Source organism: Pseudoalteromonas sp. NFXS53 (assembly GCF_056629255.1).
Genome location: NZ_JBWVBR010000013.1, coordinates 41234 through 62588, shown reverse-complemented (window position 1 = coordinate 62588; position 21355 = coordinate 41234). Strand labels below are relative to the sequence as shown.

Genomic DNA, 21355 nt, shown 5'->3' with positions numbered 1-21355 from the left:
TATGTGTTTTGAACGCGAGAAAAGCGCTATACCGAAAATAATAACAATATGAATCGTATTAATACATTAACCTGAGCTCTGGATAATAAATCTATCTCCAGCGGCTACTTTCAACGTTAACTGCGTTGAACTTACTTGCAATAGGCCTGCTATTGTCGCGTAAATTCGCCTAGTTATCGCTAAAAGTCTCCGGCTGCAGACTTTAAAAATCACTTATCATTTCAATATCAATACGTTAGTAAATCTCTTAACCAAAGCTCAGGTTAAATTATGGTTTTGCCATCTCTTGTAAAACACCTTTCACAAACGGTGACTTAGCTTTGCCGTAGTCATCTTGTACAGTTAGCCCATCGGCAATAGCCTGCTGTTTTGTCACTTCGTACTGGGCGCGCGCATCTGGGTTATTAAGCATGTGCGTCTTAAAGTTAACTTGCTTTAAATGCTCTTCGCTGCCTAATTCGATGACATGTGCGTGAACTTGAAAGGTTTCTCCTTTAAATCTCACAGCAATGTCTTTGCGAGGGCGACTTTCAGGAAATGGTTTATTACTGTGTTGGTCGCTAAATCCAAAACTCTTTAAATGTTCGACCGCTTCAGTTAGCTGACCTGCTTTATATAATATTGAAATATCAATAATGCCTTTACCTGCCACTTTAAAAGAGCTTGAACCAAAGTGTAAAAACTCAAAATCAGGGTGAGCTAACTCTGTAATCACAGCTTGTGCAACGTCTAAAAAGATGTCTCGCCAAGGGTTAAAGCTTGCAGGAACTAGTTGATAGGGAATAAATTTAATTTTTGACATGCTGCTGATTTAATCTGTTTTTGTGTGAATACGGAAGCTACAAGCTTGCCTACCAAAGTGACGTGCTTTAGGTTTTGTTATTAACATTATTAATAACAACCGAGAAACTTGATGATAAAGACTTTTTAGTTTCAGCTCAATCAAACACTAAAGAGAAAATCGTTCTAATAATGCGATAAGGTCCTCTTTGATCAGTGGCTTACTAATATATTCGTCCATGCCCGCGTCAAAACACTTTTCTTTGTCGCCGTTCATGGCGTTAGCTGTCATGGCGATAATTGGAATATATTGATTGTTCTCACCCGCTTCGCGTTTTCTAATTCTTCGTGTTGCCTCGTAGCCATCCATCACGGGCATTAAACAGTCCATCAAGACTAACTCATAGTAGTTATCTTCATGCTCTTTTAATTTAGTGAGCGCTTCTAGACCATTATTTGCAAAATCAAGTTGTTCGACGGCACCGTTTAGCATCTGTGTAACGACGATTTGGTTAATTGGCATATCTTCCACTACGAGGACATGTTTAAACAGGGTTGCTTGATCTTTCGTTTGAGTAGTCGAGTTTTGAGTGGTATGACTATCCTCGGTTTGCACTAGCTTATGCACGATATCGAGTAGAGTACAGGGGGCTTTACAGTATTTAACTTGTTGCACATCAGCTTGTTTAAAGTGACCATCAATCGAGATATTAAAAGGCAATAGGGTGACGGTATTAGCGATGTGTGAAGAGACAAACCGGTCGATATCATGGCCATATTCTGTTGACCAGTTTAGTACATAAAAGTGTGAAGATAATTGCTCCTCATTGAGCTTTTTAATGTCTTCTTCAAGCAAAGTAATGTTTTTATGTTTATGCATGGCAATATCAAACTTACTTAAAGTTCGCTCACATACATTTAAGAAGCTCGAATTAATGTCCACAAAGTGGAAATGTTTTGCTGTTAAATCATGGAATATAGAATGCTGTAATTGCTGATTCTCTGAGTGTTTACTTGAGAGGGGCAAGGTAACGATAAAAGTACTGCCCAACCCTAGTTTACTTTTTACGGCTATTTCACCGCCTAATAACTCGCAAAGCTTACTGACTATACTGAGCCCTAATCCTGTTCCGCCAAATTGTCTTGTCGTGGATGTATCTGCCTGTGAAAAATGTTCGAAAATTAAGTCACATTTATCCTCGGGTATGCCTATCCCTGTATCTGATACTTGGAGTTTTATTTCGGGTGCGTGATGATCTTTCGAGTATACATACTTAGCTTTGACAATAATTTCACCAGACTCTGTAAATTTGACAGCATTCCCGATTAAATTAGTGAGTATTTGCTTTATTCTGACAGAATCAGAAGAGATGATCGGTAGAGTTATTTCATCAATATCTAAAATGAGTGCGATATTCTTTTCATGGGTCTGCTTGGCAAACGAAGTCGCAGTCTCTTTGATTAACTTCACGACATCAAACTCATTGATGTCTATTTCTAATTTACCAGATTCAATTTTAGAAAAGTCTAAGATATCGTTAATAATACGCATTAAAGAAAGCGCACTACGGCTGGCGATATCCACTTGTTCAGTTTGTTCTTTGTTTAATGGAGTGCTTTTTAAAGAGTCTAACATACCAAGTACGCCGTTCATGGGCGTTCTTATTTCATGACTCATAGTCGCTAAAAAGTCAGCTTTGGCTTTTGAAGCATTCTCGGCTTGTTCTTTGGCTTCTTCTAGTGCCCAGTTATTAAATTCCATATCTGAGGCGTACTTGGCCAATTGCTCTTCTGAATTTTTGAGCTCAGTGACATCCTCAATACAGGCAAATACCCCTTCAACATCGCCATTAAGAGCAAAATCAGGGGTGTAGGTGGTGATCAGATACTTTCTAACGCCGCCAATTGTGACATCAATTTCAAATGCAGTTTCATTGCCTTGTAAAGCATTAAGTAGGTGATCTTGAATTCTGTCATAAATATCAACGTGTAGAACCGATTTGACGGTGTTTCCTACGATTTCGTGTTCATTCAACTTAAATAACTGGCAGTAGAGTTTATTCGCAAAACGGTATTTTTGTTCGCGATCGACATAGGTCAGGAGTACGGGAACATGCTGTGTGATCCCATCAATGTAGTGACGCGTTTTTTCTAATTGCTCAGCTCTTTCTTGCGCTTGCTTAATGGCTTTATTATAAGAAGTTGCAACCCTCGCAATGACATCGCCACCTTGTTGTTTGATGATTTCTTTAGGGATGGGTAGGCCTTTTCGAATGGTCGCGCCAATTTTAGTGAGGGGGTTGGTAACAAAATAATTGAGTAGCCAAAACGACAGGCCAACCATAATAGAAATAATGATTAAAAAGTTAAACGTGAAGCTGCCTAGTTGCAGGTTTAACTTTTCTTCATGTTGAGTTGAGTCTATATGTATCCAAAAGTAATAGGCGCGTAATCTCCTTATTTCAGGGTCAACCAGGTATAACCAAGACAACGCATACCAGTTTTCATCATGGTGATAAATCACCCTAACTTTGTCATTTAACTGGTGTTTATATTGTAGTAACTCATCTAGCTCTTTCTTTCCTAGTGTTTCTGAGTCAAGTAAGCTTCTTTTTTGAATATATAGTCTTTTAGATGCCACAATATCAAGAGATTCAGGCGCAATGATCATAATATCTTGAATGGCGCTATTGCTCGATAATGCGGCAAGCACGCGCTGTAAATTTTCTCTAGAGGCATCGACTTCTGCAGAGATACTCATGCTGGTGATCACGTTATCCACCAAAGAATCAATAAAGCGCTCGTGTTGTAATCGATATTCGTCAGCAATAAAGCGTGTGAAAAGCAAAAAGGAGCTTATACCAAGCAAAAGCAAAGGTATGGTCGATTTAAGATAAAGCGAGTTTTTTATCATTTACTTTGTTCTAGTGGCATATGAAACATACTTGGCACAAAACCACATGGCTTATCGATTGATTTAATGCTCCAAAGGGTTTGGCATACTTTTTCAGTTACTTCATGTAGAAAGTCCTGATTAATTAACTCTGCTTGTGTATCTCCTGTTTGCATCTCAAGGTTATCAAAAGCCTCTGAAAATTCTGCGAGTGTCAGACCCTCATGTTTCGCCATGATTGCCAAGGCTTCATCTCGGTGTGTGTTTAAAAAGTCATAAGATAACTGCCAAGCTTGCCAAAGCTTCTCTAATGTTTTTGGGTGCAGTTTTAGGTAACTTTGTGAGATGCTGACAATATCAACCACTTCTTTTGGGATCTCGCTACTGTCAAAAATGACATGGTAATTGGGATTCTTTAATAACTCCGTTGAGATGGGAGGGTAGGTAACGAACGCCGAAATATCGCCTTTGTTCATCTCCTTTATGCCAGACATTTGCTCAACATTTTTTATTGTGACGTTATCTAAATTTAGATTATGTTTTTGCAGGCCCCTTTGAAGTACATAAATACCGAGTGAAGATACTTCAGTACCTATGGTTTTGCCTTTTAAGTCTTTAATTTTAGTAATTGATTCGTGAGCAACAATTGCGTCTCCGCCTAACGAGTAATCAGTAATTAACGCAATGGTAAGCGGCCTTACTGCAAAGGATTGAATCTGAATGGCTTCTATTAAGGTGCTGGTGAGGCCATCTACCTTGTTATTCAAATAAACTCTTTGCGTATCAGCTAATGAGGCAACTCTGACAAGCTCAACATTAAGTCCAACTTGTTCAAAAAAACCTTTCTCTTGAGCTAAATGGAGTACTTCATAACCCGGCCAAGGGTTGATGGCGATACGTAACGTTTGTGGTGGGTCGTTTTTGCAAGATATGAGAAACAATAGAGAAGCAAAGAGGATTATCTTTTTTGAGAGTAGCCACATAACTTTGGGTCGAATAGCGCAATAGTATTCCTAAGTATTGACCAATTTCTGGCTCTGGCAAGGCGAACGGATTGACTTTTAGTTTGGAGCGAAGAATTTTAATCGCTCAAGCCGTTAATAATAACGGCTTGTTTCGCCTGAAAATCTTCGTTTAAATTGTGAAAAGTGTTCAATTAAAAAGGATTTAATAGCCATGATTTTGGCGGCTTCTTTCAAATCATAGTGATAAAGCAGCCATAAACTCCAAATAGATGGAGGCGAGGAGATATTGAGTCTTCTCAAATTCTTGTATTTAGATTGGTCGGCCAAACCACAGGGTAATTTGGCAATACCTAATCCTTGATCTGTTGCACTAATCAATGCTGCTAAGTTATCAAATCGAGCGATGATTTGAGTTTTGTCAAAGTGGCCTTGATACCAATCTTTATCAAATTCTAGCTGCCATAGTAATAGGTTATCGACTTCTTTTGACTGCTTTAAGTAGCTCTCGCTGGCATAGACGCCCCAATTAGATACAAACAGTTTTTTGCCAACTAAGTCCGATTGTGTCGGTTCAGGCGTAAACCTGAGCGCGATATCAGCTTCTCTGGCATTGAGGTCTTTTTGACTTGTGCCCATCATTAAATTGAGCTGAATATGTGGAAAGCTCTGATAAAACTTATCAAGTAGCGGAAGCAAGTAATCATGCGCCAGTTCAGGGGTTAAGGCGATGCTTACCTCTCCTTGTAAGCTTTGGTTTTGCCCTTCGAGTCGTCGCTCAATATGACCTTGCAAGCTTTTCAAACTTTCAATGTCAGGCAGCACTTCTCGGCCAATTTTAGTTAATTGGTAACCTTTAGGAACCCGTTCAAACAGGGTCGCATTGAACCGGGTTTCAAATGCTTGAATTCTTCTGGCAACCGTTGTGTGCGTCACATTGAGCTGTTTAGCCGCGGCCGACAAGCTGCCATGAGTAGCCAGTGCAAGAATATATTGATAATCGTCATCTAGGTTCATCTGTGCATTTTTGCACAAAAGGTATGCAAGAAGTAGTAATTTTTTTCCTCAAGAAAAGTCGTAAATTAATCCTAAATTAACCTAAAGCTAAACGACTTATTAAAAGGAAGAATTATGTATACCCTTTATCATTGCCCTATTACCTGTTCTACAGCCGTGTTAATTACTCTAGAGATTATTGGTGTAGAGCATAATGTTGAGATCATCGACCTGTTTCAGAATGAACAATTTAGTGAACAGTTTTTAGCAGTAAACCCACTTGGTAAAGTGCCAGTGTTAAAAACCGATGAGCACATTTTAACCCAAGGTGAAGCGATCTTAATCCATTTATCGCAAAAGCACCCTGAGGCTGCTTTGATCCCCGGCTTAGCAACGGCTGAGGGCGCTGATGCACTTAAGTGGTTAAACTTTGTTGCATCAACGGTACATGGGCATTTTTCTCGTGTATTCCAGCCAGAGCGGTTTGCCAATGAACATGAGGTGGTAAAAGCTAATGCTGAAGAGGAGTTAGTGAAATTATTCGGATTGATTGAGCAGCAGCTTCAGCAACAGCCATTTTTAGCGGGCTGCTTACCAACATTGGCTGATTATTACCTCGCAGTAATACTAGGGTGGGATAGAATGTTGAGCTTCGATTTAGCTGAGCGTTTTCCTGAGTTAAAAGATTACAAACAACGCTTACAGCAAACGCAGACCAATTCACCGACATTATTATCACTCTAGCCCTGTTATAGCCAAGCCATCTTTTAGATTTAGTGGCTTGGCGATTTATTAGTTCTACAAAACCTTTCCTTCGAAAAAAAATTTCCCATAAGCTGTAATAAATACCAACTGCTAGCAACTAACTAGAAAAATACAAAATGGAACGAGGTGAATGGGAAGCGATTTTTATCAGCAATCAATACTGCCTTTTGCGGGGATCATCATCAAAATTTGTCGGGCATACACCCATAACCAAGAAGATTTTGAAGATTACTACCAAGAGGTGTGCCTGCAAATTTGGCGCAGTAGAGACTATTTTAATGCTGAGTCTAAATGGTCAACATGGATTTATAAGGTGGCTTTAAATGTTTGTTTGACCCATTTAAAACAGCGTAAAAAAGGCGAGCAGCAGTTTGTGTCAGATGCTTTACCTGATGAAGTACATGACGACGCCAAGGCATTTGGCTCTGATGATATTAACCTGCTTTATAACGCCATTAAGCATTTGTCAGAGATAGATAGAGCGGTGATCCTGCTTTATTTAGAAGAGAAATCTTACGCTGAAATTGGCGAAATTATTGGTGCTAACACAAACAGTATTGGCGTACGCATTACGCGTATTAAAGAAAGATTAAACAAGTTTATACAGGCGCAGGAGTGAACACATGAGTAAGTCTATTGAAGCAATGTGGAAACAAGGTTTTGTAAGTGAGGGGGAGCTATCAGCACCAAAAGTGAACGACTTGTATAATAGGAAGTCGCAAAATATCGTAGATAAACTGCAAAATATGTTTGCCGTTAATATTAAAGCCATTGTGATTGGGGCTTTAGTCATGCTGGTGGTGATGAGTTTAATCGGTGCACCTTGGTTAGGTGTGTATATCTGTGTATTGCTAGCACCGCTTGTGCTGATAGCGAGAAAAGAACTCACCAAATCGCATAACTTATCGAAAGGGCAGAGCAGTCTAGAGTATTTAGAAAGTTTTGATACTTGGCTTAAAGACTCAATAAATGCTTACTCGAAATACTACCGATTTTTTTATCCGCTGTTTTACATCGGTATGGTGACACAAGGGCTAGCGAGTAATGCAGGTGATAAAGTGATGGCTTTGCTTTTGAAGCATTATCCGACAGAGTATGTATTTTTAGATATTCCAGGTTATGTTTGGGCGGTTATCACAGTACTGTTTTTGTTGGTCGTGCGATACTCAGAAGCATTGTATCGTTTAGACTTAGACATCATTTACGGTAGACAATTTAAAAAGCTGGAAGAATTAATCACAGATATGCGCGCTTTAAAAGCACAGCAGTAAAGTGCTCGGCACCTTAAATATTATAAACGGATTGCGCAGCCAGTTGGCTGCGCTTTTCAGTTATAGGGAGTGAGAGACTAAGATCCTGTCAACTAACTCTAATGCGGTGGTGAAGTTACTGAGATCAGCTCGAACATCGCCATCTTTACCAGAATGGTGACCGTGGCCGATAAGCTGCATTTGCTGTAGTTTACTCGGTTGGTCAAAATCGACGATGGCTTGATAAATAAGCGAGGGTTGCGCTGTATAGCCGTCGCCTGAATACACAGGGTCGTCAGGGAATCGGTCACTACTGTAGTAAGTGTTGTAATCGAATGAATGGTTTATCTCAAAACGGATACTGTATTGGCCAGTAAGAGTGGTCGGCAGTTGAATTGAGTAAATGAAATTATCTGTCATGGTTGCACCACTAAAGCCGTCTACAACCAGTTTATTATCGGTTGGCAGGTAGAAGCCATTACTGGCTTGCACACCTAGTTGATGTAAAAACACTGGCAGTGATTCTGGGCGCATGCGGGTATCTTTTGATTTTGCATCTTCACCACCGGTTAATGCCTCTCTACCAATTGCATTTTCGCCGATCAGTAAATGTTCATTGAATACTTGTTCAGGGTTTACTTTAGAGACTTTATTGGTGAAATTATTAGTGGCGATTTTCTCTGTGACATAGAGCGGCTGAACAAATTCACCGTCTAAGGTTTCTAACCAAAACGCATACTGTGGCCACATAAAGTAAGGGCCCTTTTTAAGCTCTAAGGTAATCGTTTGTCCGCTTGCCTCTGCTGGTGTAATAACACGTTCGACATATTTTAGCTCTTTATCTTGGTCGGCTTTATCTGCGGCTTTTAGGGTTTGCCCCCAAGTGTAAGCTTGCATTGCAGGTGGTAGGGCGAAAAAGGGTGACGCCAACAAATAACCTACCAATAAAACGGCCAGTGGCATGGCAAAACTGACTTTGCCCATATGTTTCTTTAATGGGTTTAAATAAGCAAAGAGGGGCTTTGAATTTTTAAATAAGTGCCATACGACGACCAAAATCATGGCTGCACCTATTAGAGTATGAATAAGCGCAACTATTGCACTGTGCTGTTGGCTGTAAAGTAATACAGAGGTAACCAACATCACAATGAAGGCTAAAAACAGTAGGGTGCCGATAAATACTCGGGCATTAAAAAATGACATAGTGACTCCTTTTGAATTACCTCTTTGTCGCTTACATGAGGTAATAAAAGCCACTAAAGCTTTCTAAAATTATCTAAGGTTATTGATTTTATTGTTAATAATTTAGAGTGTTTAAGTATTTTAGTTGATTTGTAAGCGCTCGACTCTTAGCTATCTGCTTGGCTTTGTTTAATGCAGTGTTGAACTCATCGAGTTTGTTTTGCTTTTTGGCAAGTAGAGCAAGGCTTGCCCAAACACTGCTTTCACCAACAGGGCAGCGTAAAACTTGGTGATGTTTTTTTGCTTCGAGGTAATACGTTTTAGCTAATTCGTATTCACCTTGGTGCTGAGCAATTCGTGCCAACAAATCTTTCGAGTAGGCCATAAATAGCCAATCATTATTGCTTTGGGCTACTTGCAAAGCTTGCTCAACTCTTGGTTTAGCTAGTTCGTCATCTCCCTCAATAATGGCGTGAATGGCATTAAGATAATGTAAGCGACTTAACTCATTTTTATCATTGAGCTTTTGCGCGAGTGGAATAGCCAACATCAGGTGTTTTTTTACTGCAGAGTAGTCTTTTAGGGCAAATAGCGTACTGACTAAAATTCTTTGTGCAGTCAGGTTTTCAGGATCATTTGCTATGATACTCTCAAGCAGAGGTTTTGCAGCTAGGTGGTTTTCTTCAAGCTTTAGATCGATGGCCACCCCTAACATCTCATGATTAAAGTCGGCATGATAGTTGTTGGCTTGTAGGGAGCTTTCTTCGCCTAATTGCTCTGCCACTTTATCGCTAAATTCATCGATCACGTCTTGAATGTTACGACCAAATAGCACGCCTTTTTGTTGAGTGTTCTTATAATGCAGAGCATAACTCAATTGATAATCATGCGGTGAGCCGGAGAGTTTTGACGAGACAACCAGAACAGCGCCAGAGACGGTAAATATCTGTTTAATATGCTCAGGTTGAGCATTATTCAAAGGCGCCCCTGCTCGCTCTAGCACTTCCAGCACATAATCGGTCTGTAATACACCATGCTCTTGATTATTGGGTAAACGCTGTATGACCTGGTCCATTAACCCTAAACGAATCCAGCTGTGATCGTTCCCTTCAATTTGATTTTGTGTTGGCAAAATAACAATAGAGCCTTGAACCTTGCTCTGTTCATTGGGTGCTTGATTTAATGATGTGAGCGCAAAAAACAAAGTGGAAAGAAAAGCACATAAGGCAACAGTTAAAAATGCAGCTTTTCTATTGAGTGACGATTGCTTAGGGGTCTTTTCTGTCACCGTTGGGAGCCAAACATAGCCTTGTTTTGGAATAGTCTTAATTACATCTTCATTTTGAAAGAGCTGTCGAAGTTCATTGATTGACTGGAAAACGACTTGCTCAGCAACAACTGAGTCGCCCCATACATCATCTAAAATCGTTTGCTTATTTACCGGTTGACCAGCATTACGAATTAATAAAAGTAAAAGCTGACAAGTTTTAGGACGAATTGTCAACGTTTCACCATTACAGGTTTTAACGGTTAAGGCATTGCTGTCAATAATGTAATTTGATGTTTGATACTGCACAATAAGCACTTTTAAGCATATGGAGCCTGTTACCTTAATGGAACAGGCGTTTTAATCAAAGTGACAGTTGCAATAAAATCGAAGTTTGTGCTTTCTTCGGCATTTTCTCGACCACTAACAAAAACGAGTTATCTATCATGCGCTCTATTTCGCCTTGTGGAATAGAGCCGTCGAGTATGATGGTGTTCCAAAGTCTTTTATTCATGTGATAGCCGGGGATAACGGCATCGAAAATGTCCCTTAATATATGAGCTTCATCGGGGTCACACTTAAGATTCATCCACCAATGTGGGTTTTCTTCAGCGCCTTTGCCCATCTTTCCCAGTGATAAAGTCGCGAACATTTTTCCTTTCACTTTATAGACATCGACTCCCTCACCGAAAGGTTGGCTAACGGTAGTCTCGGGCTTGGAGATTAAATATTCATGTGCTTGAAGGTGATCCATCGTCTAGTGTTAACCCTTTAATAGTATTAAATCAAAACTCAGTTCGTTTAGACATTAATTTGACATAACTAGTTGTAGGTTAATAGATAATAATTAGAGTCTTATCGCAAAATTGCTGAGTATTGGATAAGAATGAATTACATTACTGCTAATAATTATCATTTGAGGTTTGCTATGCGTTGTGTGCAGTTGTCGGTGCTTTGGTTTGTAACCATGGTGGCAGTCGGTTTTTATAGTGATTCGGTAAAAGCTGAGTCGATTGAAGTAGATGTGGTTTATCCCGAGCGAGCAGTCGATGCTGGGTTAACATTAACGGGGTCGGTCAGTGCAGTACATAATGCGCAATTGGCGAGTCAACAATCAGGTGTTGTGGCTAACATTCATGTTGAAGCGGGCGATGTGGTCACACGAGATCAACTGCTACTTTCTTTAGATGATACCTTGGCGCAGTTGCAATTTGAGCAAGCCAGCGCCGAGCTCAATATTGCTGAGGTGGCATTACAAGAAGCGCAGCGTTTACATCAAGAGTTAAAAGCTCTGTCAAAGCGCCAATTAGTTGCACAAACGTTACTGGCTGAGCGACAAGCCAATATCAGTAAAGCAGACGCCGAGCTAAAAAATGCTAAGGCCAAGCTTGCACTACAACAAGAGTTATTAACTCGTCATCACATTAAAGCGCCATTTGCGGGCGTGGTTATAGACCGTATGGTGGATGTGGGCGAGTGGATTGGTACGCAAGACAAAGTATTTAACCTCATCTCAAATGATAAATTACGTATTGAGCTTGCCGCGCCTCAGCAATATTTTGCTCAGTTATCGCAAGCAAATACAATCCAAGCAAATATCCACAATCAGTATAATAAAAAGGCAGTGATAAATAGCCAAGTTGAGCGTGTTATTGCCTCAGTAAATAAGACAAATCGTACCTTTAAGGTATTCGTGACAGTACCTGAAAATAGTGGTCTTGTGATGGGCAGCTCGGCACAAGTGACCGTTCAATTACCAACCACTGACAATGCGCAGGTGTGGTTACCTAAGTCTGCTTTAAAGCGCCACCCAGATGGTGGCTATAGTATTTTTGCCGTCAATAACAATACTGCTGAGCGCGTATTTGTTGAAGTGATACAGCAGCAAGCTGAACGAGTGGCAGTAAAAGGGGCATCAGCCTCGCATCAATACATCAAAGCGGGTGTTGAGTTATTGCAAAGCGGTGCAAAAGTGTCGGTGAAAAGCGTTGCAGGTAACGCCCTATGATTGAAGGTGCAGTCAAACGCGGTGTGCTTGTCACCGTAGTTGTATTAATCAGTTGTATTCTGGGGTTGGTTGGCGCGTTAAACATTCCCGTGCAGATGATCCCTGATTTAGAAGTGCGTACTATTACTGTGCAAACAGGCTGGGCGGGCGCAACCCCCCAAGATGTTGAAAAAGAAATCTTAATTGAACAAGAGCGCTATTTAAGAAGCTTACCAAATTTAAAGCGTATGGTGTCTTATGCGCGAATGGGCAGTGCTGAAATTGAGTTGGAATTTCCGTTTGGGGTCGATGCCAATGATGCGCTTATTCGGGTAAATAATGCCTTAAGTCAGGTGCCGAGTTACCCCGAAAACGTTGACCAACCGAGGTTGTTTTCGAGTTCTTTCTCGGGCAATGCATTTATGTATTTTGTGCTTAAACCGCTGCCGGGTAACCCGCTTAATCTGGATGTTGATTTATTAAGAGATTTTGCCGAAGACTTTATTCGACCGCGAATGGAAAGCGTTTCTGGTGTGTCTGAAGTGAGAGTGGGCGGTGGTGCGCAAAGACAAATTCAAATAAAGGTCGATGCTGAGCAACTTGCTCAACGTGGCATCAGCTTAAGTGAACTTCGAAATGCCATTCGTAATCGTAACCGAGATGCCTCTGCAGGTGATATTGAAAGCGGCACTAGCCGATATTTATTGCGCGTAGTTGGGCGCTTTGAGCAGCTTACAGAACTTGAAAACCTGATTATTCGCAGTGAAAACAACGCCAATATTTACCTCAAAGATGTGGCAACGGTGACTTTAGATCACTTTGAGACACGCAGTCTGTCTTATAATGTAGGTGAGCGTACATTGAGCCTGTCGGTACGTCGCGAAAGTGGCTCCAATGTTTTGGCGATTAAAGACGACATGTTGCCAATTGTTGAAGAATTAAATCAGCAGTTGCTTAAACAAAACGGCTTGAGCCTGACGCTTATGAGTGATGACGTGCAGTATGTAAGAAGCTCTCTCGAAAATGTGTGGTTTAACTTGATCCTCGGTGGCTTGCTGGCAACTTTGGTCATGTATTTTTTCTTACGTTCAGGGCGCGCTACCTTAATTGGTGTGTTGGGTATTCCGATTTGTACCATTGCTGCGTTTTTAGCTTTAATGAGTTTTGGTCGCACCATCAATGTGATTTCTTTAGCGGGGGTGGCTTTTGCGATTGGTATGACGGTTGATAACACCATCGTAGTGCTTGAATCGATTTTTCAAGCCAAAAAACAAGGTAAAGGAAAGCGCCAAGCCGCCATTAGCGGTGTAAAAGAAGTTTGGCCAGCTGTACTGGCTTCTACTGCGACAACCGTACTGGTATTTGCGCCCATCTTGTTTGTGCAACAAGAAGCCGGGCAGCTGTATTCAGACATTGCGATTGCCATCTGTGGTGCAATTATTGCCTCAATGCTGGTGGCCATTTTTGTGGTTCCAGTTGCTTTAGCGCGTTTAGATAAGCAAGAAGTTGCTAGCGAAAGCGCTAAGCACAGCAAGGCCTACGGTCAAGTTTGGCTGAAATGCGCAAGATTCTTTACTCAATCAAAACAACGAGCACGTATTGCCTCTGCGTCATTTATTGTAGTGATTTTAGGTGCTGCTTATACCCTGATGCCAGCAGCCGAATATCTACCAGAAGGGGAAGAGCCAAAAGCCTTCTCTATGATGATTGCCCCACCTAATTACAACCTATCTGAAATGGAGCGCATTGGCAGTGAACTAAGAACCTATTTTGCTGATCACGTAAAAGCGGATGGTGCCGCTTTTGCCAATGGTGAAACAGATATGCCACCACTTGCTTACTATTCAATGTCAGTATCAATTGGTCGTATTTGGTTTTTAAGTGCGCCAGTCGATCCTGCTCATATCAATGAGATGATGGATGCCATCACTACCAAGTTTAGAAGTTATGAAGGTATGCGGGCGTTCTCGGCGCGCGGTTCGATTATTTCTAGTAATGATGGTGGTACGCGTGCCGTTGCGGTAGACATTGCTGGTAATGACATTGAAGACTTATATCGCGCAGCAGGAGCTGTTTATGAGCAAGCAAATCAAGTGTTTGATAACCCACAGATCAATTCTAACCCGGGCTCGTTAACCCTTGATCAACCTTTGATAGAAATACAGCCTCGTTGGCATCGTTTGGCGGAGCTTGGGATCAGCAGTCGAGACTTCGGTTATGCCGTAGCAGCAATGAGTGATGGGGCGTTTGTTGATGAGTTTATCTTAAACGACGACAAAGTGGATATTTTCTTATTCAGTGGCGCAGGTGCTAAACAAACGCTAGAGCAGCTTGAAAGTATGCCAATTGTGACGCCACAAGATGAAGTCTTACCGCTGAATGCACTGGCTGACTTGGTTGAAAGCAAAAACAGTAACTCAGTAAGGCGTGTTGACGGTAACCGAACTGTGACGGTTTACATTATTCCGCCTAGAGATGTGGCATTAGAAGTTGCAGAAGAGAGGGTACGCACCGAGCTACTGCCAACACTTTGGCAGCAGGGCAAAATTGCCCAAGGCATTAAAGTGAGTATTAGCGGTGCTGCCGATCAGCTCGAAGCAACCAAAGCATCTTTATCTGGTAACTTTATGATTGCATTGGTGCTGAGCTATTTACTGTTAGTGGCGATATTCACCCATTGGCGTTATCCGTTATTCATTTTAGCGACTGTGCCGCTAGGAATGGCGGGTGGCTTACTGGGTCTTGTGATGGTGAATGGCTTAAACTCTGGGCTTGCGAGTTTAGGTATGCAAACCTTCCATCAACCGTTTGATATGATCACCATGTTAGGATTCTTAATCTTGCTTGGAACTGTGGTGAACAACCCGATTTTGATTGTTGACCAAACCCGTCGTTTTATTATCGATAATGGTTTACCTGTGGTTGAAGCAGTTAGAAAAGCCGTTGAAAAGCGCATTAAGCCCATCTTAATGTCTACGGCGACCACTCTCTTTGGTTTAGCACCTTTGGTGTTGATCCCAGGTGAAGGTACTGAGCTATATCGTGGTGTGGGTATCATAGTATTAAGCGGTATTTTGGTTTCGACCCTGCTTAGTATTAGCTTTTTACCAGCATTTTTAGTCGCTATTCTTGATGATAAGAGTAAATACAAAAAAGAAAGTTAAAAGGCATATATAGAAAATTAGAAAACGCCCGTGTTATTGATATTCGGGCGTTTTTTGTTTCTATATCTTTGACAAATCTTTACAACTTAGCTGTGCCATTTTAGGCGCTAAGCGATATGATGGTACTAGGTATATCTAATTTGTAAGGGAAAACATGCGAATTCAATCTATTGATGTTTTACGTGGCATTGCCATATTAGGCATATTGCTTATGAATATTTACTTTCATGGCATTATGAGTATGGGCTATGTGCCTTTTGACATCACACCTCAAAGCGATATTTGGGTCGATACCTTCAATGCTATTTTTGCTGATGGACGCTTTAGAACGCTGTTCTGTATCTTATTTGGTGCTGGTTTAGCCATTCAAATGAAAAGCTGCGAAAAGAAAGGGCTTAATTATCAAGACTTCTTAAAATCTCGCCTTAATTGGTTGATGATTTTCGGTATCATTCACGGCGTATTTATTTTTGGCGGTGACATTTTACTTCTGTATGCAGTGTGTGCATTGTTTATCATTAAAAAGCTCACATTACCTACCCGTGATCTGTTTCGTAAAGCTAAGAAGTGGTTGATTATCGGGACCGTTATAAATGTACTATTTAGTATATTGGCCTCTTTAGCCGCAGGTTTAGGTTTAGAGCCTGAGATGGTGCGTGGTTCTGAGGCGTTCTTGGAAGAATATAACAGCTGGATGGGTAATTATGGTTATCAAGTGACAATACAAGCCATAGTTGCAGCATTCTTAGTGATTAGCTCTCCATTATGGGTGTTTTGGCAAGTCGCTGGTTTAATGCTTTTGGGTATTTATTTCTATCGCAGCGGCTTTTTCAAACGAGGTTTAACAGCAAGCCAATTTAAAACCATTGCATTGGTTGCAGCCGCTTTAACTGGTTTAGATATTTTTATGCGTTTGAGCTACTTTAGTGTAGGCAGTGAAGTGAGCTCTTTGCTGGCGAGCATCTCAGCTATTTTTATGTCAATTCTTTATATTCATGGTGTGATCTACTTACTTAAAAACAACCACCGTTGGATAGAAGTCTTCAAAGCGCCAGGGCGTATGGCGTTTACGCTTTACATTATGCAATCGGTCGTTTTAGCAATTCTACTTCGTTGGGTTTTCCCTGAGGTTCACTTAACTGCGTCGATGACCGATTATTTAGCAATGGCTGTGGGAATGATCCTTTTCCAGCTTGCTTTTGCTAATTGGTATCTTCGTCAATTCAAGCAAGGCCCGCTTGAAGCCTTGTGGCGAAAAGCGTATTTGGCAAGCTTCGCAAAGAAGCAGGCTAAACGAGCTGAGGCATTAGCATAGTAAGGTAGAGCGTATTAGAGCAGGCTATCAGTTTCGTTAAAAATAAAACTGGCCTGCTCAATTTCTATTCTTTGTATACACTTCCAATCATCTCTATTGCAATTTTTTCAAAAAAGATCTTATTTAAAAATAGATAGATATCATATGTTCCTTTTTTAGCCTGTTTTATTTATTTTAAATGTATATATTATACAATTTTTAACAGGTTATTATCTTTTGTCATTATGCTGTCATTTAATTCTGCTAAATCGATGAGTCGAAAGCTCGTTATTGCTATTTTTATCACTATATTTGCGATCTTTTTGCTCGTTACGATTGCGCTTGCTAATTATTTAGCTGAACAAAGAAGTGCACAGGTGCAGTCTCAAATTAATACGCAAATGCAGGCCAGTGCTGAGCAAATAGAGCAATTCTTTGAAAACAAAATCACTGCACTGCATACTTTATTTCGCGCGCCCAGTAATCTTGCTGCAATCAAAGCAAGGCAAATGCAAGGAGAGCTAGACAGCAATGTAGTGCATTTAAACGCGGCATTGACAGCGCAGTCTTCGGCAGACAAAGAGGTGTTATCGATTTTCTTTGGCTCTGCATTCACTGGCGAATATATGTTTGAAAAAGGCATATACACTAAAGACGGTTATTCGGTATATGGTCGCCCTTGGTGGGAAGATATAAAGCGTACGCAAAACACCGTGATCTCAGAGGTTTTGCTACATCCTGAGTTTAAACAGAATTATGCGGCAATAAACTTTCCAGTAGTGCATCAGGGGGAGTTTTTCGGCGTCGGTGGGGCGGATATTTTACTACCAAGCATTAGTCAATTTGTAGATAAGCTTAACTTTCAAGGTGAGGGCGTTGCGCTATTAGCCGATGCTAAAGGGCGCTTGATCCACTTTTCGGGGGAGCATAACTTTAAACTTAGTCAATCAATTGTGGAATTTGATAACAGCGCACATCATTCCGGCTTCAGAAATCTTTTCAATACCCGCTCCGATACTTTGCAGGCGCTTATTTATAACGATACGGCTTATTATGCAGCGACTTTAAAAGTGCAAAGTGATGAGTTCGACTTGGGCTGGCACTTGGCATTATTGGTACCAAAGCAAGTGGTGAACGAACCTGTTAATCAGGCGGTTTATCAGTTAATTGCTCTGTCAGTTTTATTGATGGTGATATTAAGTGTGCTAGTTGGCGTGATCACCAAAAAACTGTGTCAGCCTTTGACTTTAGTGCAACTTGCTCTAGAGCAAATAGCGGCAGGCAACGGTGACTTAACCAAGCGTATTGAAGTGAAAGGGCAAGATGAAACCGCTCGAGTAGGTTTGGCAGTGAATCAAATCATTGCACATTTACAAGAGATGGTGCAGCAAATTGTGGTATCGACTCAAGAGTTAGATGCGGCTATTAACTATGTTGATGGCTTAACGCAAGAGTCAGACAAAATGAATCGTACTATGTTGCAGAGCATGCAAACTACAGCGAGCGCAGTGAGCGAACTAGCTACATCAGCACAAAGTATTCAGTCACAAGCCAATAATGCCCAGCAGGCGGTTAGTGCCGCCAATGATATGGCAGCCCAAGGGCAGTTGATGATCAAAGATAATCAACAAGAATTAGCTGTTGTTGCTGAACAATTCTCGCAAGCGAATAGTGTGATGAGTCAATTGAGAGACGAGTCGGATAACATCAGTGAAGTGCTTAATGTGATCAAATCTGTGGCAGAGCAAACTAATTTACTGGCATTAAATGCAGCTATTGAGGCCGCTAGGGCGGGCGAAAATGGTCGTGGTTTTGCCGTGGTTGCGGATGAAGTAAGACAACTGGCTGCGCGCAGTGAGTCATCGACCAATCAAATTCAAGCCATTATTGAGCAATTGCAAACTAGCTCAGAAACTGCATCGACTATGATGCAGCATGCAACCGAGCAATTGCAGACTTTTGAGTCACACTCAGATAAATTGAATTCTGCTTTTGCGGATATATCCCAGCAAGTGGGTTTATGTGTGAGCGCCAATGGTGAGATCACTGATCAGGTGAGTGCTCAGGCTCAAACAAGTGCAGAGCTCGATCAGGTGTTACATTCATTAGAGCAAACCGTAGAGCAACAAATTAAGGGCAGTACTGAAATTGCGAGTTGCCAAACTCAGCTCGCAAGTTCGAGTAAAGGTCTATACACCCTTGTTGGCAGCTTTAAAGTGCAGTAAATCCTTATACTTAGCCACTCATTTTATGATCTAAAGTGAGTGGCTGTAGATGTTAGCCACATATTTCTCCATGGCAATGTCTGGGTTGGCTAATTCACTAAAACCGAATTGCTGATACAAACTATGGGCGTCTTTGGTGGCTAACGTAAAACGTCTTAACCCTTGCAGCTCAGGATGAGTCATTACCGCATCAATCAGCTTCTTACCTAATCCTTGGCCGCGATAGGGCTCAAGTACAAACACATCTAATAAATTGGCAAAGGTAGCGTGATCTGTGACTACACGGCAAAAAGCCAGTAGTTGCTTGCTATCAACTAGCGCAAAACACAAAGAATGATCTATCGCCTTTTTTAGTCGCGTTTCGTCTATGCCTTTACTCCAATAGCTACGCTCTGACAAAAAACTAAATACGCTCTTAAATTGTAATGGGGTCAATTGGTGAACTAATTGCATCATCGCCTCCTATGCAATAAAGATTAAGGGTAAACAGCCAAGTAATAAAAGCGCCATGAACAGGTTAAATCGCTTTAGACTCTGAGGTGATTGTAAGTACTTGCTTATGTACTTGCCTGTCGTCACCCAAAATAACGCGCAGCAGATCCCGACAATATTAAAAATGATTAAGCCCATAATGGCAGAGTGCCAATACAAGTCGCCGGGTAAGGTCAGTGCACTACAGACTGAGATGATCATGGTCAGTGATTTGGGATTAACGATTTGAAACAGCGCCGCTTGTTTAATACTCATCGGCTCGACAAGCAGCGAATCTTGCTTTTTAAGCGTGCTGGTGCGAGCAATTTTTACCGCAAGATAAACGATATACAGTGATGCCACTACTTGCAAAGTGGCATGAAGCACAGGTAAGGCTAAGAACAAACTTCCTAAGCCAAATAGCATAATGATATGGATTGCGGTCATGCCGACGCGAATACCAATGACATGATTTAGTGAGCGCTTAACACCAAAGTTAGCGCCTGAATAAGTCAGTAGAATATTATTAGGTCCCGGTGTAAAAGCAGCAGCGAAACAAAATAAAATAAGGGCAGGTATTAAAGTAAGCAACTCGGCACTCATAGTAAAACACTCCTGAAAATTGTGTTGATACAATTAATTGTTTTGTACTTGCCTTATTAATTGTCATAATGCTTAAAAAGCAGCAATGATTTTATTGTTATGAATACAATTTGGCAGCCAGATCTAGATAGGTTTAATACACTTTCGCAAGCTCATCCAAAGTACCGCGCTTTGGCACAGTTAATTGAACAGGCGATCGCTGAAGAAGCACTGTTCTTTGGGCAGAAATTGCCGCCACAGAGACAGCTCGCTGATTTTCTGTCGATCACCCATGGTACGGTGACACGGGCCTATGCTTTGTTAGAGCAAAGGGCGGTTGTGACAGCCCGACTTGGTGCGGGCACTTTTGTCGCGGTCAAAGAGCAAGTCAGTGAGTTTGCCTCTGAAACAGATTTTGCTTCCAGCATGCAGCCTATGATGGGGCAGCAACAAGTGTTGGCTAAAGCTATGCAATCTCTTGCCAATGATCCAGTAGAGTTAGAGGAGCTAATGACTTACAAGCTTAACGGTTTGCCACATCATCAGCGCTTTTTTAAGAACTGGTTACAGCAAAAAGGATTTGAATGTGAGCAACATGAGGTGATTTTTTGCCAAGGGGCGCAGCAGGGGATTTACGCAAGTTTAGCTGCTGTGTGTCAGCCCAATGATTTTGTGGTGCATGAAAGCCTTTGTTATCCCGGTTTTTATCATGCTTGTGATGCGCTTAATTTAAATACCTTGGGTATTGCTGTGCAGCAGGATGGCTTAGATTTAGAAGCACTCGAGCAAGCATGTAAAACTCATTCGGTGAAAGCCATTTACATTACCCCAAACTGCCAAAACCCGACGAATGTACGCTATAGCGATGAGAAGTTACAGCAACTGTTAGCACTGAGTCGCCGTTATAACTTCTTTATTCTTGAAGATGATGTGAATTACTGCTTGCCGGGTAATTGGCGCTTACCGCTTTGGCAGCAAGCTCCTGATAGAGTGTTTTATATTGCGAGCTTTTCTAAGTATTTTGCAGGTGGCTTGCGAGCCGGCTATGTGCTCGCGCCTGTACTGTGGCAGCAAACCTTATTAAAACAAATTCACAGCCAGTGTTGGGCGGTGTCTATGATGAACTTCGAGCTTTTGATGCGCTCGCTAAAAAGCAAAGAGTTTGCTTATAACCAAGATAAACTGGCTGATGAAATTCGCTATCGTATCGCTGCGCTCAAAGCCATTTTCGAGAAACATCATATGACGGCGGTATTTGCTGGGCTCAATGTATTTATTCCATTGGCAAGTGAATTGAATATGCATGCTTTGGCGGGGCAATTAAAAGCCAACAAAGTCGAAGTGCGTACATTAGACGTGTTTGAAAACCCTAAACAGCCGCCAGATAGTACTTTAAATGGTTTACGCTTTACTATTGGTGGGCCAAGTAGTCGTGCAGAATTTGATTTAGGTGTAAAACGCGTTGATGACGTTTTTGAGCAACTGAAGCGTCCATCAAATATTGTGATTTAAGTGAATTTAGAAAAATTAAATGAGC

The 21355-nt window shown here is 41.3% G+C and carries 17 protein-coding genes; 8 read left to right on the top strand and 9 right to left on the bottom strand.

Features of this window, described 5'->3' with window-relative positions; genetic code table 11:
- Nucleotides 1-268 precede the first annotated feature (268 nt).
- The 4 genes from AC1HJP_RS14220 to AC1HJP_RS14205 all read right to left on the bottom strand — a co-directional run bounded on the left by AC1HJP_RS14220 (nucleotide 269) and on the right by AC1HJP_RS14205 (nucleotide 5652).
- Complete coding sequence (locus AC1HJP_RS14220; protein WP_480362402.1) at nucleotides 269-802, bottom strand: GrpB family protein; 534 nt, start codon at nucleotides 800-802, stop codon at nucleotides 269-271.
- A 147-nt stretch (nucleotides 803-949) separates the two neighbouring features.
- A complete protein-coding gene (locus AC1HJP_RS14215; RefSeq protein ID WP_480362401.1) occupies nucleotides 950-3628 on the bottom strand; it encodes a hybrid sensor histidine kinase/response regulator in 2679 nt (892 codons plus the stop codon).
- Between the two features lie 62 nt (nucleotides 3629-3690).
- Nucleotides 3691-4614: an ABC transporter substrate-binding protein gene (locus tag AC1HJP_RS14210; protein ID WP_480362400.1), complete on the bottom strand. Its 924-nt coding sequence runs from the start codon at nucleotides 4612-4614 to the stop codon at nucleotides 3691-3693.
- 156 nt (nucleotides 4615-4770) lie between these two features.
- Nucleotides 4771-5652, bottom strand: coding sequence for a LysR family transcriptional regulator (locus AC1HJP_RS14205; RefSeq protein ID WP_480362399.1), 882 nt, complete (start codon nucleotides 5650-5652; stop codon nucleotides 4771-4773).
- Nucleotides 5653-5766: 114 nt separating this feature from the next.
- Between AC1HJP_RS14205 and AC1HJP_RS14200 the strand changes: the two genes are divergently transcribed.
- The 3 genes from AC1HJP_RS14200 (at nucleotide 5767) to AC1HJP_RS14190 (ending at nucleotide 7667) form a co-directional block, all read left to right on the top strand.
- Nucleotides 5767-6375, top strand: coding sequence for a glutathione S-transferase family protein (locus AC1HJP_RS14200; RefSeq protein ID WP_480362398.1), 609 nt, complete (start codon nucleotides 5767-5769; stop codon nucleotides 6373-6375).
- Nucleotides 6376-6526: 151 nt separating this feature from the next.
- The gene (locus AC1HJP_RS14195) at nucleotides 6527-7015 is read left to right on the top strand and encodes an RNA polymerase sigma factor (RefSeq protein WP_480362397.1); all 489 of its coding nucleotides are present in this window, start codon (nucleotides 6527-6529) and stop codon (nucleotides 7013-7015) included.
- Nucleotides 7016-7019: 4 nt separating this feature from the next.
- Entirely contained in the window at nucleotides 7020-7667 is a 648-nt protein-coding gene (locus AC1HJP_RS14190) for a hypothetical protein (RefSeq protein ID WP_480362396.1), read from the top strand.
- Nucleotides 7668-7727: 60 nt separating this feature from the next.
- Here AC1HJP_RS14190 and AC1HJP_RS14185 read toward each other — a convergent pair whose 3' ends face one another.
- The 3 genes from AC1HJP_RS14185 to AC1HJP_RS14175 all read right to left on the bottom strand — a co-directional run bounded on the left by AC1HJP_RS14185 (nucleotide 7728) and on the right by AC1HJP_RS14175 (nucleotide 10849).
- Nucleotides 7728-8849, bottom strand: a complete 1122-nt coding sequence (locus AC1HJP_RS14185; RefSeq protein ID WP_480362395.1) for a DUF4405 domain-containing protein — start codon at nucleotides 8847-8849, stop codon at nucleotides 7728-7730.
- 94 nt (nucleotides 8850-8943) lie between these two features.
- On the bottom strand, nucleotides 8944-10404 hold the full coding sequence (locus tag AC1HJP_RS14180) for a winged helix-turn-helix domain-containing protein (RefSeq protein WP_480362394.1): 1461 nt from the start codon (nucleotides 10402-10404) through the stop codon (nucleotides 8944-8946).
- 55 nt (nucleotides 10405-10459) lie between these two features.
- Complete coding sequence (locus AC1HJP_RS14175; protein ID WP_480362393.1) at nucleotides 10460-10849, bottom strand: MmcQ/YjbR family DNA-binding protein; 390 nt, start codon at nucleotides 10847-10849, stop codon at nucleotides 10460-10462.
- A gap of 132 nt (nucleotides 10850-10981) precedes the next feature.
- Here AC1HJP_RS14175 and AC1HJP_RS14170 point away from each other — a divergent pair, with 132 nt between their 5' ends.
- From AC1HJP_RS14170 to AC1HJP_RS14155, 4 genes are all read left to right on the top strand, one after another.
- Complete coding sequence (locus AC1HJP_RS14170) at nucleotides 10982-12103, top strand: efflux RND transporter periplasmic adaptor subunit (protein ID WP_480362392.1); 1122 nt, start codon at nucleotides 10982-10984, stop codon at nucleotides 12101-12103.
- Complete coding sequence (locus tag AC1HJP_RS14165; protein ID WP_480362391.1) at nucleotides 12100-15246, top strand: efflux RND transporter permease subunit; 3147 nt, start codon at nucleotides 12100-12102, stop codon at nucleotides 15244-15246. Before AC1HJP_RS14170 ends, AC1HJP_RS14165 begins: the two co-directional genes overlap by 4 nt.
- Nucleotides 15247-15400: 154 nt before the next feature.
- Nucleotides 15401-16561 (top strand): DUF418 domain-containing protein, encoded by a 1161-nt coding sequence (locus tag AC1HJP_RS14160; protein WP_480362390.1) that lies wholly within the window; start codon nucleotides 15401-15403, stop codon nucleotides 16559-16561.
- A 251-nt stretch (nucleotides 16562-16812) separates the two neighbouring features.
- Nucleotides 16813-18765: a methyl-accepting chemotaxis protein gene (locus AC1HJP_RS14155; protein WP_480362389.1), complete on the top strand. Its 1953-nt coding sequence runs from the start codon at nucleotides 16813-16815 to the stop codon at nucleotides 18763-18765.
- A gap of 30 nt (nucleotides 18766-18795) precedes the next feature.
- Here the strand turns inward: AC1HJP_RS14155 and AC1HJP_RS14150 are convergent, their stop codons facing one another.
- Together AC1HJP_RS14150 and AC1HJP_RS14145 are read right to left on the bottom strand one after the other, a co-directional pair.
- Nucleotides 18796-19221 (bottom strand): GNAT family N-acetyltransferase, encoded by a 426-nt coding sequence (locus AC1HJP_RS14150; protein ID WP_480362388.1) that lies wholly within the window; start codon nucleotides 19219-19221, stop codon nucleotides 18796-18798.
- Nucleotides 19222-19227: 6 nt separating this feature from the next.
- Entirely contained in the window at nucleotides 19228-19839 is a 612-nt protein-coding gene (locus AC1HJP_RS14145; RefSeq protein WP_480362387.1) for a LysE family translocator, read from the bottom strand.
- Between the two features lie 99 nt (nucleotides 19840-19938).
- Between AC1HJP_RS14145 and AC1HJP_RS14140 the strand changes: the two genes are divergently transcribed.
- Nucleotides 19939-21330, top strand: coding sequence for an aminotransferase-like domain-containing protein (locus AC1HJP_RS14140; RefSeq protein ID WP_480362386.1), 1392 nt, complete (start codon nucleotides 19939-19941; stop codon nucleotides 21328-21330).
- The last annotated feature ends 25 nt before the right edge of the window (nucleotides 21331-21355 follow it).

Coding starts and splice junctions, on each gene's coding strand:
- AC1HJP_RS14140 (WP_480362386.1), top strand. CDS start 19,939: ATGAATACAATTTGGCAGCCAGATCTAGATAGGTTTAATACACTTTCG.
- AC1HJP_RS14170 (WP_480362392.1), top strand. CDS start 10,982: ATGAATTACATTACTGCTAATAATTATCATTTGAGGTTTGCTATGCGT.
- AC1HJP_RS14205 (WP_480362399.1), bottom strand. CDS start 5,652: ATGAACCTAGATGACGATTATCAATATATTCTTGCACTGGCTACTCAT.
- AC1HJP_RS14200 (WP_480362398.1), top strand. CDS start 5,767: ATGTATACCCTTTATCATTGCCCTATTACCTGTTCTACAGCCGTGTTA.
- AC1HJP_RS14155 (WP_480362389.1), top strand. CDS start 16,813: ATGAGTCGAAAGCTCGTTATTGCTATTTTTATCACTATATTTGCGATC.
- AC1HJP_RS14175 (WP_480362393.1), bottom strand. CDS start 10,849: ATGGATCACCTTCAAGCACATGAATATTTAATCTCCAAGCCCGAGACT.
- AC1HJP_RS14145 (WP_480362387.1), bottom strand. CDS start 19,839: ATGAGTGCCGAGTTGCTTACTTTAATACCTGCCCTTATTTTATTTTGT.
- AC1HJP_RS14160 (WP_480362390.1), top strand. CDS start 15,401: ATGCGAATTCAATCTATTGATGTTTTACGTGGCATTGCCATATTAGGC.
- AC1HJP_RS14195 (WP_480362397.1), top strand. CDS start 6,527: ATGGGAAGCGATTTTTATCAGCAATCAATACTGCCTTTTGCGGGGATC.
- AC1HJP_RS14185 (WP_480362395.1), bottom strand. CDS start 8,849: ATGTCATTTTTTAATGCCCGAGTATTTATCGGCACCCTACTGTTTTTA.
- AC1HJP_RS14220 (WP_480362402.1), bottom strand. CDS start 802: ATGTCAAAAATTAAATTTATTCCCTATCAACTAGTTCCTGCAAGCTTT.
- AC1HJP_RS14150 (WP_480362388.1), bottom strand. CDS start 19,221: ATGATGCAATTAGTTCACCAATTGACCCCATTACAATTTAAGAGCGTA.
- AC1HJP_RS14190 (WP_480362396.1), top strand. CDS start 7,020: ATGAGTAAGTCTATTGAAGCAATGTGGAAACAAGGTTTTGTAAGTGAG.
- AC1HJP_RS14165 (WP_480362391.1), top strand. CDS start 12,100: ATGATTGAAGGTGCAGTCAAACGCGGTGTGCTTGTCACCGTAGTTGTA.